Origin of the sequence: Algoriphagus sp., assembly GCF_046296635.1 — a bacterium.
Lineage (GTDB): Bacteria > Bacteroidota > Bacteroidia > Cytophagales > Cyclobacteriaceae > Algoriphagus.
Genome location: NZ_JBKBKZ010000020.1, coordinates 83,676 through 99,990, shown reverse-complemented (window position 1 = coordinate 99,990; position 16,315 = coordinate 83,676). Strand labels below are relative to the sequence as shown.

The 16,315-nt window shown below is 41.1% G+C and carries 14 protein-coding genes; 7 read left to right on the top strand and 7 right to left on the bottom strand.

The features are described 5' to 3' along the window. Window positions 1–164: 164 nt before the first annotated feature. Window positions 165–533, bottom strand: a complete 369-nt coding sequence (locus ACK4HU_RS14845) for a DUF983 domain-containing protein (RefSeq protein ID WP_409808036.1) — start codon at window positions 531–533, stop codon at window positions 165–167. A 123-nt stretch (window positions 534–656) separates the two neighbouring features. Between ACK4HU_RS14845 and ACK4HU_RS14840 the strand changes: the two genes are divergently transcribed. Further along, a complete protein-coding gene (locus tag ACK4HU_RS14840) occupies window positions 657–1,058 on the top strand; it encodes a hypothetical protein (protein WP_409808034.1) in 402 nt (133 codons plus the stop codon). Between the two features lie 44 nt (window positions 1,059–1,102). Continuing rightward, window positions 1,103–1,987, top strand: coding sequence for an HAEPLYID family protein (locus tag ACK4HU_RS14835; RefSeq protein WP_409808032.1), 885 nt, complete (start codon window positions 1,103–1,105; stop codon window positions 1,985–1,987). Between the two features lie 42 nt (window positions 1,988–2,029). On the opposite strand, the gene ACK4HU_RS14830 is transcribed toward ACK4HU_RS14835, so the two are convergent. Together ACK4HU_RS14830 and ACK4HU_RS14825 are read right to left on the bottom strand one after the other, a co-directional pair. Next, window positions 2,030–2,233: a hypothetical protein gene (locus tag ACK4HU_RS14830; protein ID WP_409808030.1), complete on the bottom strand. Its 204-nt coding sequence runs from the start codon at window positions 2,231–2,233 to the stop codon at window positions 2,030–2,032. Between the two features lie 2 nt (window positions 2,234–2,235). Further along, window positions 2,236–2,763 (bottom strand): DUF4920 domain-containing protein, encoded by a 528-nt coding sequence (locus tag ACK4HU_RS14825; protein ID WP_409808028.1) that lies wholly within the window; start codon window positions 2,761–2,763, stop codon window positions 2,236–2,238. Window positions 2,764–2,987: 224 nt separating this feature from the next. Here ACK4HU_RS14825 and serA point away from each other — a divergent pair, with 224 nt between their 5' ends. Then, window positions 2,988–4,880, top strand: a complete 1,893-nt coding sequence (serA, locus tag ACK4HU_RS14820; protein WP_409808026.1) for a phosphoglycerate dehydrogenase — start codon at window positions 2,988–2,990, stop codon at window positions 4,878–4,880. Window positions 4,881–5,196: 316 nt separating this feature from the next. Here the strand turns inward: serA and ACK4HU_RS14815 are convergent, their stop codons facing one another. Beyond that, window positions 5,197–5,859, bottom strand: a complete 663-nt coding sequence (locus tag ACK4HU_RS14815; protein ID WP_409808024.1) for a metal-dependent transcriptional regulator — start codon at window positions 5,857–5,859, stop codon at window positions 5,197–5,199. Window positions 5,860–6,058: 199 nt separating this feature from the next. Here ACK4HU_RS14815 and ACK4HU_RS14810 point away from each other — a divergent pair, with 199 nt between their 5' ends. Next, on the top strand, window positions 6,059–8,335 hold the full coding sequence (locus ACK4HU_RS14810) for a TonB-dependent receptor (protein WP_409808023.1): 2,277 nt from the start codon (window positions 6,059–6,061) through the stop codon (window positions 8,333–8,335). Between the two features lie 323 nt (window positions 8,336–8,658). On the opposite strand, the gene ACK4HU_RS14805 is transcribed toward ACK4HU_RS14810, so the two are convergent. The 3 genes from ACK4HU_RS14805 to sdaAB are packed head-to-tail and all read right to left on the bottom strand — an operon-like array spanning window position 8,659 to window position 12,048. Further along, a complete protein-coding gene (locus ACK4HU_RS14805; RefSeq protein ID WP_409808021.1) occupies window positions 8,659–9,975 on the bottom strand; it encodes an efflux RND transporter periplasmic adaptor subunit in 1,317 nt (438 codons plus the stop codon). Between the two features lie 3 nt (window positions 9,976–9,978). Further along, window positions 9,979–11,334 carry a TolC family protein gene (locus ACK4HU_RS14800; protein ID WP_409808019.1) on the bottom strand — a complete coding sequence of 452 codons (1,356 nt, stop codon included), beginning with the start codon at window positions 11,332–11,334 and terminating at the stop codon, window positions 9,979–9,981. 36 nt (window positions 11,335–11,370) lie between these two features. After that, entirely contained in the window at window positions 11,371–12,048 is a 678-nt protein-coding gene (gene sdaAB / locus ACK4HU_RS14795) for an L-serine ammonia-lyase, iron-sulfur-dependent subunit beta (protein WP_409808017.1), read from the bottom strand. A 165-nt stretch (window positions 12,049–12,213) separates the two neighbouring features. Here sdaAB and ACK4HU_RS14790 point away from each other — a divergent pair, with 165 nt between their 5' ends. The 3 genes from ACK4HU_RS14790 (at window position 12,214) to ACK4HU_RS14780 (ending at window position 16,305) form a co-directional block, all read left to right on the top strand. Next, window positions 12,214–13,017 (top strand): aminotransferase class IV, encoded by an 804-nt coding sequence (locus tag ACK4HU_RS14790; protein WP_409808016.1) that lies wholly within the window; start codon window positions 12,214–12,216, stop codon window positions 13,015–13,017. Window positions 13,018–13,142: 125 nt separating this feature from the next. Next, window positions 13,143–14,786, top strand: coding sequence for a sodium/sugar symporter (locus tag ACK4HU_RS14785; protein ID WP_409808014.1), 1,644 nt, complete (start codon window positions 13,143–13,145; stop codon window positions 14,784–14,786). A 10-nt stretch (window positions 14,787–14,796) separates the two neighbouring features. Next, the gene (locus tag ACK4HU_RS14780; protein ID WP_409808012.1) at window positions 14,797–16,305 is read left to right on the top strand and encodes a xylulokinase; all 1,509 of its coding nucleotides are present in this window, start codon (window positions 14,797–14,799) and stop codon (window positions 16,303–16,305) included. Window positions 16,306–16,315 lie beyond the last annotated feature (10 nt).

Sequence of the window (16,315 nt, the reverse complement as noted above, 5' to 3'; positions counted from 1 at the left end):
ACTAACGGACACCGAGCGAAGCCGAGGTGAAACTAAATAGAATTTGGCTACTGGCAGAATTGCGTATATCCATAAAATGAAAAGCTAAATCCAATTGTAAGACCGCACTCTGATCCTTTAATACAAATATCTAAATGTTATTAATAAACCGATATAACTGCGATTTAACCACGATATTTCAATTTACCCAATCCGTACAAATACAGAACTTTGGAATATCTCAACATTGCAGGAAGCAACACCATGTTCAATATGAGTACGGTAGTCAAGTACATCCATAGCTTGGGTACTTCTATTAATACATTGATGGCTGTCAAAGTAGCAATCACCAAGGCAACTGAAAATGCATAACTGATGTACATCGCCCCATAATAAAAATCGGGTTCGGGGTTAAGGTTGGCTCCACATTTTGGACAGGTTTGGTTGATTTCTGATAATTTCCGATAACTCAAAACACCTACTGAGAAAAGTTTTCCTTCCCGACATTTTGGGCATCTACAACCAGCGATTGCCAGCCCGATATTTTTTGACATGATCCTTTTTTTAGCTAATGTAATTTTTAATTACAAAGTAGTTTGTGATCAAAGTTACTTCTTCCTTTTGGAGCATTAAGAATTTTTAAAAAACTCAGTCGCATTCTTTTCGTAATTTCGGGCATGAAAAGAAAGGAAACCAAATCTTTGATCAGCAACCTCAGGAATAGTGGTTGGTCAAAATTTTGCCTTTTTTTGCTTGTCGGTAATTTCATAAACCTTTCTGCAAATTTTTACGAAGGAAATATCGTCCCCACCGATAAGATCAGCATGGACGACCCTATTGACACATTGACAGAGCTGATTTATGAATGGGTGATGGATGGAGATGGTGATATTTTTCCCGATAATGGAACTGAACAAGATGATAACTCGGTCAAGAAAATTAAACTAGCCCTCCTCGAAATCCCAGGGTTCAAATTGTCTTCTGTTTTGATTATTGAATCCACAGTAGATTTCTCAACAGATGAAAATTTAATTTCAGGTTATTTTTCTTCTGACTCTCCCCCACCCGATTATTGCTGATTTTTTAAAATTTTATTTTATAACAGCTACCAAGACATTCTAAAATGAAAAAATTACTACTCCTAGTCCTGTTTGGGCTGGGTACTTTATGTGCATTTGCACAGGATCAATCAGATACACTAAAAATTCAGCGTCAACTACTTGATAGTTTATTTATTGAAGAAGTAGAAAAACCTGAAAAAAATCAAAAACCGAAGGTGTTTCATGCCGAACCGCTATACATTGATCTGATCCGTGATTTGGGAGCGAGAAAGGGTGAAAAAGAGTGGAATGTAGGCTTTGGCATGCAGGACAAGCGCAATTACGACGAATTCGAAGCTTTAATAGAATATGAGTGGGCCCCGATTGATCGATTAGGCTTGGAAGTTGAATTGCCAGTGAGCCTTTATTCCTTCCGAAATGGAAATAAAAATGGCAATGTGCCTTCAAATAAAATCGAATCCATCAAAGTCGCAGCACAATACACTTTTCTGGTTTCTGAAAAGCGAAATACTTCCTTGGCTTTAGGATATATCCATGAATTTGAATTAGTGGAGTTTGATCGACTTGGAGAAGTCGATGCCTTCAAGGGAAATTTATTCAATCCGTTTCTTATTGCAGCCAAACGCTGGGGGAGCAATTATCACACGCTAATCTACACTGGACCAAGAATCGAAAAAGCATATGGTGGACAAGCCAATATTGGATATGAAGTGAATTACAATTTGCATTACATGGTCACGGGAACTAGGAACTTCATCGGGTTGGAACTCAATCAAGAAATACATAACGGAAAGTCATTTGCCACCCTGAGACCTCAGATGCGAGTTGGTCTTGCCGAAAACCTGATGATTGGAATTGTATCTGCAATACCAATAGGTCAACCCGATGCCGGGTTGGGATCATTTGTTCGCCTTATCTACGAACCGGGTTTCAAAACCTTCCATTAAAAATTGAGGGAAATAAAAAAGGGGCTTTCGATGCCCCTTTTTTTATCTGAATTCCTCTAAATCATAATCTTTACCCTTGCCCCATTGCAGGAGTTCGTAAATCGTATAAAATTCCAGAGTATCGAGATCTTTGATTTTGAAATTGTCCCCGGCTAGCCGATCCATTATTTCTATGGTTCGGATTTCACCTTGATTGACAAATCGGTAAATTCTTCCTACCCGAAGATTATCCAAAGCTATTGGCATCTTTAGGCTTTATCTTTAATGACAACTCCAGTAGCTTCAAAAGTGATTTCCCGCTTTGGTGCAGTGATAGCGTCCACTTCTTCTTTTGATTTCCCCTGATCTTCTGCGAAATGCTTAAGTGTCTCTACATCTGTTTCAGTCAACGTAGCAACACCTTCTAGAATAATCGGAAATCCCTGAGAATTGGTAGGGATAAAAAAGCCGTAATCTTTAAACGTCACTCGCATAGGCTCACCGTTTGCCAAATCCATTGTAAACCAGCAACCTTTTTTAGTGCATACTTCTTTGATTTCGCCGGCAACTTTTCCAGAAAATGTACCGGAAGTTTCTACCACAGAAATCATTTCAGATGTACCCACAATGCTAACCTCCTCCAGATTTGTACCATAAGAACCTGGAACTATCTCAGCCTCACCTACTGGCTCAGCTTTATCGGCAGTTTCAACTTGCACTTTTACTGATTCTGCAGGCTTTTGGCAGGAAAAAAGTGACACGATTAAAGCGGTAGACAATAAGGTTGATTTTTTCATAGTTTTTTGAAATTATTCCCAAAAATAGCCCAAATGCCCCGTTGAGAAAACCGCTTTTGTAGAAATCTGTAAAATTATTTTTAACCAAAGAATCAATTGGTTCCTCTTGAGTTTTTAGAATTTTCAAACACAACAAAAGAATAGAAACATTTTTTTCAATAAATCTTCCGATTCTTTAGCATTACTGTAATTTTGCTCAAGTTTAGAAATACGACCCTGCCCCCATGCCTCAAACCAAAAAGTTTATAATTGATTTTGACAGTACTTTTACCCAAGTCGAAGCCTTGGACATTCTCGGAGAAATCAGCCTGATCAACGATCCAGAAAAAGCAAAAAAGCTGCAATCCATAAAAGACATCACAGATAAAGGAATGGAAGGTTCCATTACTTTCCGTGAAAGTTTGGAGCTCCGATTGGAAATTCTCAAAGCAAGCAAAACACAAATAACCGGTCTGATTGCTGCTTTGAGACAAAAGGTTTCTAAATCCTTTGAGAGAAATAAGGAGTGGTTTCAGAACAATGCCGCGGATGTATACATCATTTCCAACGGTTTTAAGGATTTTATCATCCCTATTGTATCCGAGTATGGAATTTTGGAAGAAAATGTCTTCGCAAATGAATTCATCTTTGACGATTCTGGGAATATTGTGGACTTCAATCGGGAAAATCCACTTTCCAAAAACAATGGAAAGGCAGAAACGATCAAAAATGTAAATTTGGAAGGAGACATCTATGTCATCGGCGATGGCTACACCGATTATGAGATTAAAGCCTCTGGTCTTGCCAACAAGTTTTATGCTTTTACAGAGAATGTCTCCCGGCCCAAAGTGGTCAGCCAGGCTGATCACATCGCCCCTAGTTTTGACGAAATCCTTTACATCAACAAATTGAATACAAAATTTTCTTACCCAAAAAGCCGAATCAAAGTTCTCCTTCTTGAAAATGTGCATCCCATCGGAATCCATATTTTACAAGAAGAAGGCTATGAAGTCGAAGTTATTTCCAGTGCATTGAGCGAGGAAGAACTTAGCGAAAAAATCAAAACCGTCTCTATCCTAGGCATCCGATCCAAAACCAATGTGACCAAAAAGGTTTTGGAAAATGCCAATCGATTGTTAGCCGTTGGCGCATTCTGCATTGGCACTAACCAAATCGATCTGGAAACCTGTCAGGAAAAGGGGATCGCAGTCTTCAACGCGCCATTCTCCAATACTCGCTCAGTTGTCGAAATGGCAATCGCAGAGATTATTTTCCTGATGAGAGGATTTCAGGATAAATCTGTGGGAATGCATCAGGGCAAATGGGATAAATCAGCTACGGGTTCATTTGAGATCAGAGGCAAAAAACTGGGGATTGTCGGTTACGGAAATATCGGGGCTCAACTTTCTGTTTTGGCAGAAAACATGGGTATGAATGTCTTTTATTACGATGTCATTGAAAAGCTCGCTTTGGGAAATGCTACCAAAGTAGATTCTTTGGATGAATTGCTTTCGACGTGTGATATGGTATCGCTTCATGTGGATGGCCGAAAAGAAAATAATTGCATCATTGATCGGGAAAAAATAGGCAAAATGAAACCAGGAGCGATTTTGGTCAATTTAAGTCGAGGTCATGTTGTCGAAATTCCAGCTTTACGAGACGCTATACTTTCCGGTCATTTAGGAGGATGCGCTGTAGATGTGTTTCCTGAAGAACCAAAAAACAACAAGGAATCATTTGAGTCTGAACTAAAAGGCTTACCAAATACCATCTTAACTCCGCACATCGGAGGAAGTACTTTGGAAGCACAGGAAAATATTGCGCGATTTGTTCCGGGAAAAATAATGGAGTACATCAACACAGGCAACACTTACAATTCTGTAAATTTCCCGAATATCCAATTGCCATTCTTGAAGAATGCGCACCGACTGATTCACATTCACCACAATGAGCCAGGGGTCTTGGCAAAAATCAATCAGGTACTTGCCAGCTTCAACATCAACATCGTGGGTCAATACCTCAAGACAAATGAAAAGATCGGCTATGTGATCACGGATATCGATAAGGTCTATGAAGCAGAGGCGATTGAAACACTGAAGACTATTCCGGGAACTATCCGATTTAGGACGCTGTATTGATTTAAAGATTAAGCCCTTAAACACCAAAAGCCCCAAAAATTCGGGGCTTTTGGTGTTTTATATGATTATCCGCTACTTTGCCAGTAAATCAAAATGGCCTCGACTTCCCTCGGCCACCGGATTTCAGGTTATTAAAGGGAGGGGAGGTATATGCGGCGCAGCCGCATATACCTCCCCTCCCCTAAAAGCAAAACTAACGGACACCGAGCAGCTTGCCCGCCGCGGAGGGAAGTCGAGGTGAAACTTAATAAAATTTGGCTACTAGCAGAATTTCGGATATACACATTATTCAATTAATTAGTACTAGCATTGAATATTATTCCAAAACCCTCACCAACAATCGCTCCGACACTTTTTCACTCAAAGTCTCTTGGGGGTGATTTTTATAGCTCACGACTAAGCTGAGGTCATAGGCTTCCCGAGATAGCACTTTCAATTCTGTTCCCAAGGCTAATTTTCGACTGTTTAAAAACTCCAAAAACTCAGTGGATGAATTGGTCAATGCAGTGAGTTGAACTGTTTGACCTGGTTTACAGGAGGAGAGCGGAGTGTAAGAGAATTCCTTTATTCTGCCCTGGTTGTCAGGAATAGGTGAACCGTGGGGGTCAATGGTCGGGTGTCCAAGCATTTCATCCATTCGCTCAAAAAATTTCGGTGCATGGATATGTTCGATTTGCTCGGCCACTTCATGGACTTCCTCCCAACCAAAACCCATTTTTTTCACCAAAAACATCTCAGTCAAGCGATGCTTACGAATAATCAATGCAGCTTCTTTTTGACCTTTTGGAGTTAGTGCCACTGGTTTGTACTTCTCATAGATGACCCAATCACTCTTTTGGAGACTTTTGACCATGCTGTTTGCAGTGGGCATGCTAACCTTTAAACTCTGAGCCAAATCTGAAATACTGACCTCACCTTGATTATTTGAAATATTGTAAAGTGCCTTAAGGTAATTTTCTTCTGTAGTGGAAGCCATCATTGAATTTTTAAACCATTCGAAGGTAATAATTCGTATGTGATAAAAACAAATTTGTTAGAATGATCTAACATTTTATCTTTGCATATCTAACTTTAAAAATTGAAGGATGAATTCTTACTTTTTGCCTCGCCAAAAGGCATCGTCGATAATTCAAAACTTTTTGTGGGAAATTTCCCATAAATGCAATAATGTTGCATCTATGAAAAGTTCGACTCTAAACACACTCATTTTATTTTTACTCCTAAGCCAATCAGCCTTTGCACAGCAAAAAATAAAAGGAACCATTTTGGATTCTAAAGGCCCATTAGAATTCGCCAATGTATTGATCAAAGAGAAAGGTGTGGGTGCTGTAACTGACAAGTTTGGAATTTTCGAGATTGGAAACTTAGACCCTGGCCAATATACTGTTCAGGTATCCCTATTGGGGTACGGCACGCAGACAAGACGAATTTCGATACCGTATCTTAGTCAGGATTTGGTTTTTAACCTCCAGCAATTGGATGGATCACTGGATGAAGTAGTCGTCAGTGGCACGATGCAGGAAGTATCCAAATTGGATAGTCCAGTGCCGGTAGAGGTATATAAAGCTGCTTTTTTCCGATCAAATCCCACTCCATCACTTTTTGAATCTCTTCAAAATGTTAATGGAGTCCGGCCTCAGATCAACTGTAATGTCTGCAACACCGGAGACATTCACATCAACGGTTTGGAAGGTCCTTATACCATGATCCTGATTGACGGAATGCCGATAGTCTCCGGCTTGGCGACTGTTTATGGTTTGACAGGTATTCCCCAAGCCTTGATCGACAGAATCGAAGTGGTAAAAGGCCCTGCCTCAACGCTGTATGGTTCGGAAGCTGTGGGTGGCTTGATCAATGTGATCACCAAACGACCTGAAGTAGCTCCTTTGGTATCTGTAGATGCATTTGCCAGCGGTTGGGGAGAAGTCAATACCGATCTTGGCATCAAGAGCACAGTAAGCAAATCTATTCAGTCCCTCAGTGGAGTCAATGTCTTTTGGTACGACAATCCCATCGACAACAATGGCGATGGATTTACGGATTTGACTTTGCAAAAGCGTATCTCACTTTTCCAGAAGGTTGAAATCCAGCGAAAAGGGGGGCGTGCCTTTAATCTCGCTGGTCGGTATGTCAATGAAAATCGCTGGGGTGGACAAATGAATTGGACTCAGTCAGATAGGGGTGGAGATCAGGTCTATGGTGAAAGCTCTGATACAAGGCGTTGGGAAGCATTTGGCACCTATCAATTACCGGTAAAAGAATTGGTGAATTTTCAGTTTTCAGCCAATGGACATAAGCAAGACTCTTACTATGGAACCACCATTTTCCTTGCTGATCAGACTATTGCTTTTGGTCAATTGACTTGGGTCAAGGAAGTTGGGAAACATAATTTCTTGCTTGGTTCTGCTTATCGTTACACGCATTACGATGACAATACCACGGCGACTTCAATCGAAGGTGGCAACAAGAATTTCCCAGCTGAGATTCATCTTCCAGGAGTATTTCTTCAGGATGAAATTCGATTCAATTCCAATCAGAGTCTTTTGGCAGGGCTGCGATATGACTACAACAGTGTGCACGGAAATATTCTTTCACCAAGGCTAAATTACAAGCTGGTTTCTGAGGATAAGAGTATGGTATTTCGATTTTCTGTAGGAAATGGTTTCCGTGTTGCTAATGTGTTTACGGAAGATCACGCGGCTTTGACAGGTGCGCGTGAAGTTGTTTTCCTGGAGGAGTTGGCACCCGAGCGAAGTTGGAATACCAACTTGAACTTGGTGAAAAAGATCTATTCAGATCGAGGAAACTACTTCGGTTTGGACGGTTCGGTATTCTACACGCATTTCACCAATAGGATTGTGCCGGATTATGAAACAAATCCCAATCAAATCATCTACGCCAATTTGGATGGAACAGCAGTTTCCAGAGGTGTTTCCTTAAACTTGGACGCAGTTTGGAATAATGGCTTCAAAATCCTCGCTGGCGCAACTCTGATGGATGTGAGTTTGGACGAAGAAGGGGAGAGGGTTCGTCAATTATTTTCCGAGCGGTTTTCGGGAGTTTGGACGATCGGCTACGAATTTCAGCAGCTTGGTTTGACTATTGATTACACCGGAAATGTGTATAGCCCGATGCGCTTGCCACTTTTGGGTGAGTTGGACGATCGACCGGAATATTCTCCGTGGTGGAGCATCCAAAATATCCAATTGACCAAGTCATTTGGTACAAAATGGCAAGTCTATGGCGGGGTGAAAAACTTGCTGAATTTCACACCTCCAGCCAACAGTATCGCTCGGGCTTTTGATCCGTTTGATCGGGGAGTGGAGTTTGATCAAGGTGGAAATATTATTCCTACTGCCTCCAATCCGAATGCACTTACTTTTGATCCTAATTATGCTTTTGCTCCCAATCAGGGGATAAGAGGGTTTTTTGGAGTGAGGTTTACCCTTAATTAGAGATTCTGAGCTACTGGGAAACCATTTCCATAAATAGGAATGTGACTTTAGCCCATTCCTCCAAGAATTATTGTCCAGCTTCAGGAGAAGCAGGTCAGCCTAAAAAATTGAACAATATGATTGTGTAAAATCCCCCTTGCCCCCTTTGTTAGGCATTTTCTTCCTTTCCTGAAAATTGTATTCAAAGGGGGAGTTGTGGAGAGGTGAATTGGAATTTCGATTTCAAAGTCCAGCTTCTGGAGAAGCAGGACAACATGCGCTTTAGACAAAACAAAAAAGCCCGTGCTGAGGATTCAACACGGGCTTTTTCTCGATTAGCATAATTACTTCGAAGCAGTGGCAGGTTTAGCTCCTCCACCCATCTTTTTTACCGGATCACCTTCTTTCAACTCTTTGCTGACAGTGAAATAAGGTCCCGAAATAATTTCGTCTCCTTCTTTCAATCCCTCAAGGATTTCGATGTTCTCATAATCTGAAATCCCGGTTTTCACAGTTCTGAGTTTGGCAACTCCATTTTCACTCACGAATACCAATTCTCTGTTTTTGGTGTTACCGCCGACCAAAGTATCCATTTGGGTTTCTCTCGTTGTTACTGCGGCAAGAGGGATTGCAAGAGCACCTGCCTTATAGGTAGTAATGATTTCTACCGAAGCAGTCATCCCTGGTCTGAAAGGATATTTATTTCCTGCGCGGACCAACTCTTCATAGGAACTATTGAGTATTCTGATCTTCACTTTAAATTCTGTCACTGCATCGGAGGAGTTTTTGGAATTTGCTGTATTAGCGATGCTTGTTACAATTCCCTTGAATTTTTTATTCAAGTTGGAATAAGAATCCACATCAATAAGCGTGGTATCTCCAAGGCTGAGTCGAACGATATCATTTTCGTTGACATCCACTCTGACTTCCATTCTGGAAAGGTCGGCGATGGTCATCATCTGTGTACCGGCCATTTGCTGAGTACCTACCACTCGTTCGCCTTTCTCCACAAGTAAACTGGAAACAATACCCGAAACCGGAGAATTGACATTGGTCAAGCGTAGGTTTTCGGAAGCTTCATTTACAGTAGCTTGGGAACTTTTAATGATGAATTCAGAGGCCACAACATTTTGTTTTGCAGCTTCCAGATCCTTCTCAGCAGAAATGTAATTGGCTCGCGCAGTTTCAAAATCTGCATCAGAGATTACCTTTTGCTCATAGAGAGCCTTTTGTCTGTTGAAATTAAGTTCTGCTTGTGTAAACTGAGCCTCAGAGCGTTGAAGGGCTGCTCTTGTTTGCGCAAGGTTTGCCATTTGCTGATTTAGATTGGCTCGTGTTCTTTCTAAAGCAGACACAAAATTGTCGGGGCGAATTTTTACCAGAAGTCTTCCCATTTCCACTGAGTCACCTTCGGCAACTGTGAGTTCGATAATTTCACCAGCGACATCGGGAGAAAGTTTTACTTCAATTTCAGGCTGAATTTCCCCTGATGCACTTACCTTCTCGATAATGGTCGTTTTCTTAGCTGTGGAAAATTCCACTTCTTTTTCTTTGACGCCACCAATCCAACCGGCGGATCTACCGATTATGGCAATTAGGATGATTAGGCCTACTGCTCCCAGCAGGTAATACAAGAGTTTATTGGACTTTTTAGTAGCCATGGTTTAGTTTAAGTTGATGGGATTGCCGAAATAAAAGTCAAGGACTTTCACTCTGAAGATGTAAGAATATTTGGCGTTGATAAGATTTGCTTGGGAATTGAAAAGATTATTTTGAGCGACTTGAAAATCAACTGAATTAATAGCTCCAAGTCCAAATTGTTGTTGTGCCATTCTAAAAGTTTCTTCCAGACTTTTCACTTGAATCAAAGAAGCTTCATAAGATTGTTCTGCCGCTAATGCCTGAGTGTAGGCGGTTTCAATTTGTTGTCTAAGCGTATTTTTGGCTTCTTCTTCAGCAACTTCTGCAAGCCGCTTTTGAACTCTTGCACGCTGAAGATTTGCTTTATTACTGAAGTTTGAGAATATCGGAATAGTCAATTGAAGATTTCCAGATTGAGATAAGTTATTTTCTATTTGAGTAGGGAAAGGAATTATTTCTGTAGTACCCGCAAGGAAAGCTTGATCAACGTAGTTTGAGAAAATCGCAACGTTAGCACCTATGCTTGGGTAAAAAGCTCCTTTAGCGACTTTCACTGAATATTCAGCACTTTCTACGTTTGCTTGCGCAGCCTTTATTTGAGGTAAAATATTTACAGCAATCTCATAGATTTCAGAGGGATCATCTGATGCCAATACAGCTTGGCTAACCTCAAATTCTGGTTCAATCACATCAAAATCATTTGTGAAAGGAATTACCATTGCCTGTGCAAGGGCAAGTTTGGCAAGTCTCAATCCATTTCGAGCATTGATCAAATTGACTTGATTAGTGGCATTTTGAGATTGAAGGTCAAGCTGATTGGAAATAGGAAGGGATCCTGCATCCACAAGTGACTTGATTCTGGAGAATTGATCTGTGGTAGTTTTTAATTGGTTTTCAGCAATTTTTACCTGCTCTCTATTGAATACGACATCAATAAAAAGATTAATCACATTTAAGGTGATGTCATTTTGAGCTGCTGCAAGAGTATATTGTCCAGATTCCAGATTTTTTCTGGCTTGAGCAATTGTATTGTTTATCTGAAAGCCGTTGAAAATGGGCATATTGGAGTTTACCTGCGTGTTGATATTTCCGATTCGACGGGTTTCAAATAAGTTAGTCACGGGGTTAATGGATCGACCCCAACGATACCCTGAACTACCGAAAGCAATAAGGCTTGGCAATCGACGCCCTTGGTTGGTTAGCAAATCCGCCTCGATAGTGCCCTGATTCAGCTCCGTTCTCCTTAGGGTCAAGTTATTCTCCAGCGCTATGTCTACGCAGGTCTGAAGGTCATAGACTTGTGAGGAATTTCCCCCTTGTGCAATAGAAAAGGAACTAACGCAGATTGAAAGAATAACTCCTAGAAAAATTTTCTTCATACTTGGTTGGTTTAGTTTGAGTTAATTTAAAATTGATTATAAATCTATGTGTGGAATATAGATTAGTTCTGATATCCAAGGAAGTGATGTGAGATACTGAGTAGTAATCTCTCTGATTTCTGAATCCATTTCGATGACGTGGCAAGCTACATCGTTTTTTCCTTTCCTGGAAACAGACATGGTCGCAATATTAGTTTTCTCCTGAGCAATTACTCCTGAAATAAAGGCAATTGCCCCGGAAATATCACTTGCTTTGATTATTAGCGTGTGATTTGAAGCTGAAAAGTTAGCTGTGAAGCCATCCAGTTCCGCAATATTGATCACGCCACCGCCTAAGCTTTCACCCACTACTTCTATTAGTTGCTCCCCTTTTTTGAGATTGAGCTTAATGGTATTCGGATGGTGTATGGAAGAATTTCCGATGGATTTGAATTTGTACTTCAATCCCTTCTCTTCCGCGATTTCCAAGGCGTTTTTGATTCTTGGATCATCAGTTTTGAAATCCATCAGGCCTCCCAAGATCGCCCTATCGCTTCCGTGTCCTTCGTAAGTCCGTGCAAAAGAATTGTAAAAAGTAATATTGGCTTCATCGGGTGTACCTCCCAAAATTCGAATTGCGGCACGGGCGATTCGGACTACTCCAGCAGTATGAGAGGAGGATGGTCCGATCATCACAGGACCAATCATATCAAATACACTGCTTTTGTTTGCCATGGGTACAAATTTACCAATTTTAGTGCTAACACTTTCTCAAGCTCAAGTTTAAGGGATTTTTCCATTTCTTTCGGCATTTCTTGACTTTAAACGTGGTTTTGTTTGCTACTTTTAACAATGTCTATGTTGAACAAACTTTATTTCTGATCGAATCCGAACACTTTTATGAGCGAAACTGATACAGTCTATGTTTATTCAACAGATCGACAAGTCTGGGAAAAGGCTAATGAATTCCCAATTCCCAATCGTGCCATGAATTATGGAGATGGAATATTTGAAACTCTGGTTTTTGATGGAGAAAAAATCAGATTTTTTGATTTTCATTTGGAAAGGCTTCTGAAAGGAATGGAAGTCCTAAGGCTTCAAACCGACAAATCGGCCTTTGAAAAATTTGAGTCTTGGTTTATTGACAATTATAGCGGACAGAAGCTGAGAATCAGATGGACGCATTTTCGAGCAGGATTAGGCAAATACATGCCCGAAACCAATGACACAGTCCAAATTCTTCAAATCCAAAAATTTATTCAACCTCCGACAATAAAAGTGCAGACATCATTTGCCGAAACCATTTCACTGTTCCCTTATCCGTGGAGTCGGTTTAAAACCCTCAATTCACTTCCCTATATAATGGCAGCACAGGAGCGAGTCGATCGGAAACTTGATGAATTGATTCTTCTCGATCATACAGGCAAAGTAGCCGAAGCCAGCATTTCCAATATTTTCTGGAGAAAAGGTAAAAAAGTATTTACTCCGGCATTGGAATGTGGTGGAATCGATGGGATTGGTCGAAGGGCTATCATATCAAAAATTCCCCGACTCATTACAGAAGGTGTTTTTGGTCCAAATGACCTCTTAAGGGCTGATCAGGTATGGGTATCTAATGTGACTGGCATTAGTTATTTGGAAAAAATCGATTCTTTAGAATTTTCTACTGAATTATGGGAGCCTATTTCTGAAATTTTTGAATAAATAAGATCAAGCATATTTTTTTGTGCAGACGTTTGCATCAAACTCTTATATTTATCGACCTTAATTTGTAAAATTTAAACTATAAGAACCCAACTTTACCTAAAACCTCCAACCAACCTATCTCCATGCTATTAGAACCGATTGATTTGATAGTCTTCTTTGGCTATTGTTTCCTTATTATAGGAATGGGCATTTTTGTCTCCAGAGAGAAAAAAGGCCACATCAAAAACTCTTCAGATTATTTCTTAGCCTCAAAAGCACTCCCTTGGTGGGCAGTTGGAGCATCTCTTATTGCCTCCAACATATCAGCGGAGCAGTTTATCGGCATGTCAGGTTCAGGCTTTGCCCTTGGACTTGCGATCTCTACCTACGAGTGGATGGCCGCAGCGACACTGCTTGTAGTTGCGATTTTCTTTTTACCGATCTACATGAAAAAGGGAATCTACACGATGCCTGGATTCTTATTGGATCGATATGATACACGAGTCCGTACTACGATGGCTGTCTTTTGGTTGCTGTTATATGTATTTGTGAACCTAACTTCTGTATTGTACCTCGGAGCACTCAGTTTGAATACCATTCTGAATGTGCCGATGGTGTATGGAATCATTGGTTTGGCACTTTTTGCAATGATCTATTCCATTTATGGTGGGCTTAAAGCTGTGGCCTGGACGGATGTGGTTCAGGTAGTTTTCTTAATCGCCGGTGGTTTGGCTACGACTTATATCGCTTTGCAGATGGTCGGTAGTGGCGATGCATGGGATGGTATTGGGATTCTGAGACAAGAGGTTCCTGGACATTTTTCCATGATTCTAAGCAAAGGTGAAATGATGATTCCGGATGGAAAAGGTGGTACTCGTGATGCATACGGGGACCTTCCGGGGCTTTCTGTTTTGATCGGCGGTATGTGGATCACCAACCTGAGTTATTGGGGCTTCAATCAATACATCACACAGCGCGCTTTGGCAGCAAAGAGTCTGGATGAAGCTCAAAAAGGGATGATTTTCGCCGGATTCTTAAAGCTTCTGATGCCCTTGATCGTGGTAGTGCCTGGAATCGCAGCTTTGGTAATTGTAACTAATGGAATAGATACTGGTTTCATTGAGTCCATGAAAGATCCGGTGACCGGAATAATCAAATCGGATCGTGCTTATCCGACCTTGCTTCAAATTTTGCCTACGGGTCTGAAAGGTTTAGCTTTTGCAGCCTTGACAGCAGCGATTGTGTCTTCACTCGCTTCGATGGCTAATAGTACATCTACCATCTTTACGATGGATATCTACACCAAGTATTTTGGGAAAAATGCCTCAGAAACCAATCAGGTAAGAGTAGGACGAATCACTGCCGCAGTTGCTTTTGTCATAGCAGCCATTGTTGCCCCTGCCTTGGGTCAGTTGGATCAGGCATTCCAGTTTATACAGGAATATACAGGATTCATCAGCCCTGGAGTATTTGCGATTTTCTTCTTTGGAGTATTCTGGAAAAAGACCACATCCAACGCAGCCCTTGTGGGTGCAGCGCTAAGTATTCCGCTTTCAGTTGTTCTCAAAATCATGCTACCTGATTTGCCATTCCTTGATCGAATGGGTGTGGTATTTTTAGTCTTAGCGGCACTGATGATCATTATCAGTTTGGTAGAAGGCAAAGGAAAAGATCATCCGAAGAGCATCGATATCAACGCAGAGCTATTTAGTACAAGTACAGGATTTAAAATTGGTGCTATTCTGATCGCCGGTATCATCGCGGGACTTTACACCATCTTCTGGTAAAAAAAATATTATGAGAAAATTACTTTTAGGCTTAGACATCGGAAGTTCTTCGGTGAAGGCCTCTTTACTTGATGCAAGTACGGGCAAGTCAATTGCATCCAAAGCTTTTCCCGAGGAGGAAATGTCTATCAATGCACCAGAAACAGGCTGGGCGGAACAGGACCCGGAAATGTGGTGGAAGTATGTCAAAGAAACAATTGCCTTTGTAAGCCAAAAAGCTACCGTAAAAAAAGGAGAACTTAAAGGAATCGGAATTGCCTATCAAATGCACGGGTTGGTCTGTGTGGACAAGGATCATAAGGTCCTGCGACCATCGATTATCTGGTGCGACAGTCGTGCAGTCGAAATTGGAGAAAAAGCCTTTAAGGGACTTGGAAAGGATTATTGCCTTCCGCATTTATTGAATTCTCCCGGGAATTTCACAGCATCAAAACTCAGATGGGTGATTGAAAATCAACCTGAAATAGCGGCAAAAATCCACAAGATCATGCTTCCGGGTGACTTCATCGCGATGAAATTAAGCGGTGAAATCCTAACGTCTGAAACGGGTCTTTCTGAAGGGATTTTCTGGGATTTCAAAAAAGACGGATTGAGCGAAAAGCTCTTGAAGCAAATGGAAATTCCAAAGGAATGGATTCCTGAGGCAGTTCCTTCTTTTTCTGTTCAAGGAATAGTGAGCACTGCAGCATCCAAGGAAACTGGGCTTGAATCCGGAATTCCGATTTCATATCGTGCTGGAGATCAGCCTAACAATGCTTTTTCACTTCAAGTATTGAAGCCAGGGGAACTAGCCACCACAGCAGGTACTTCCGGTACCGTCTATGGGGTGTGTGATACACCACTTTACGATCCTCACTCCAGGGTCAACACTTTTGTCCATGTCAACCATTCGAAGAAAAGTCCTTCGTATGGTGTATTACTTTGTGTAAATGGCACTGGGATTCTTAACTCATGGCTGAAGAAAGTCATGGGAGGAAAGTGGATTTCCTATGAAGAAATGAATGCGATCGGAAATGGAGCGCCGATTGGCTCCGAAGGTTTAACATTCATTCCCTTTGGAAATGGAGTGGAGCGAATCATGCAGAATAAAGCTGTGGGAGCGCATCTGCTTGGCCTTGATTTATTGAAGCATGACCGAAAGCATGTAGTACGGGCTGCACAGGAAGGAATCGTCTCTTCTCTGACTTTTGGATTCAGAATCATGAAAGAAATGGGGATGAATCTCCAAACCGTAAAAGCTGGAAAAGCGAATATGTTCTTGAGTCCACTGTTCAGAAAGACCTTTGTTCAAATGAATAATGTAAATCTTGAACTCTATGATACGGATGGAGCACAAGGGGCAGCAAGAGGCGCGGGAATCGGTGCGGGTATATTTTCATCCGAATCTGAGGCTTTTGAAGGATTGAGTTTATTGGAAACTTTGGAACCCAATCCGAATTTCAACCAACCTTATCTAGATGCATATTCCAATTGGGAAAGAAAACTTACTGAATTACTTAAGTCCGGCCTAGCCGGTTAAATCAATACCT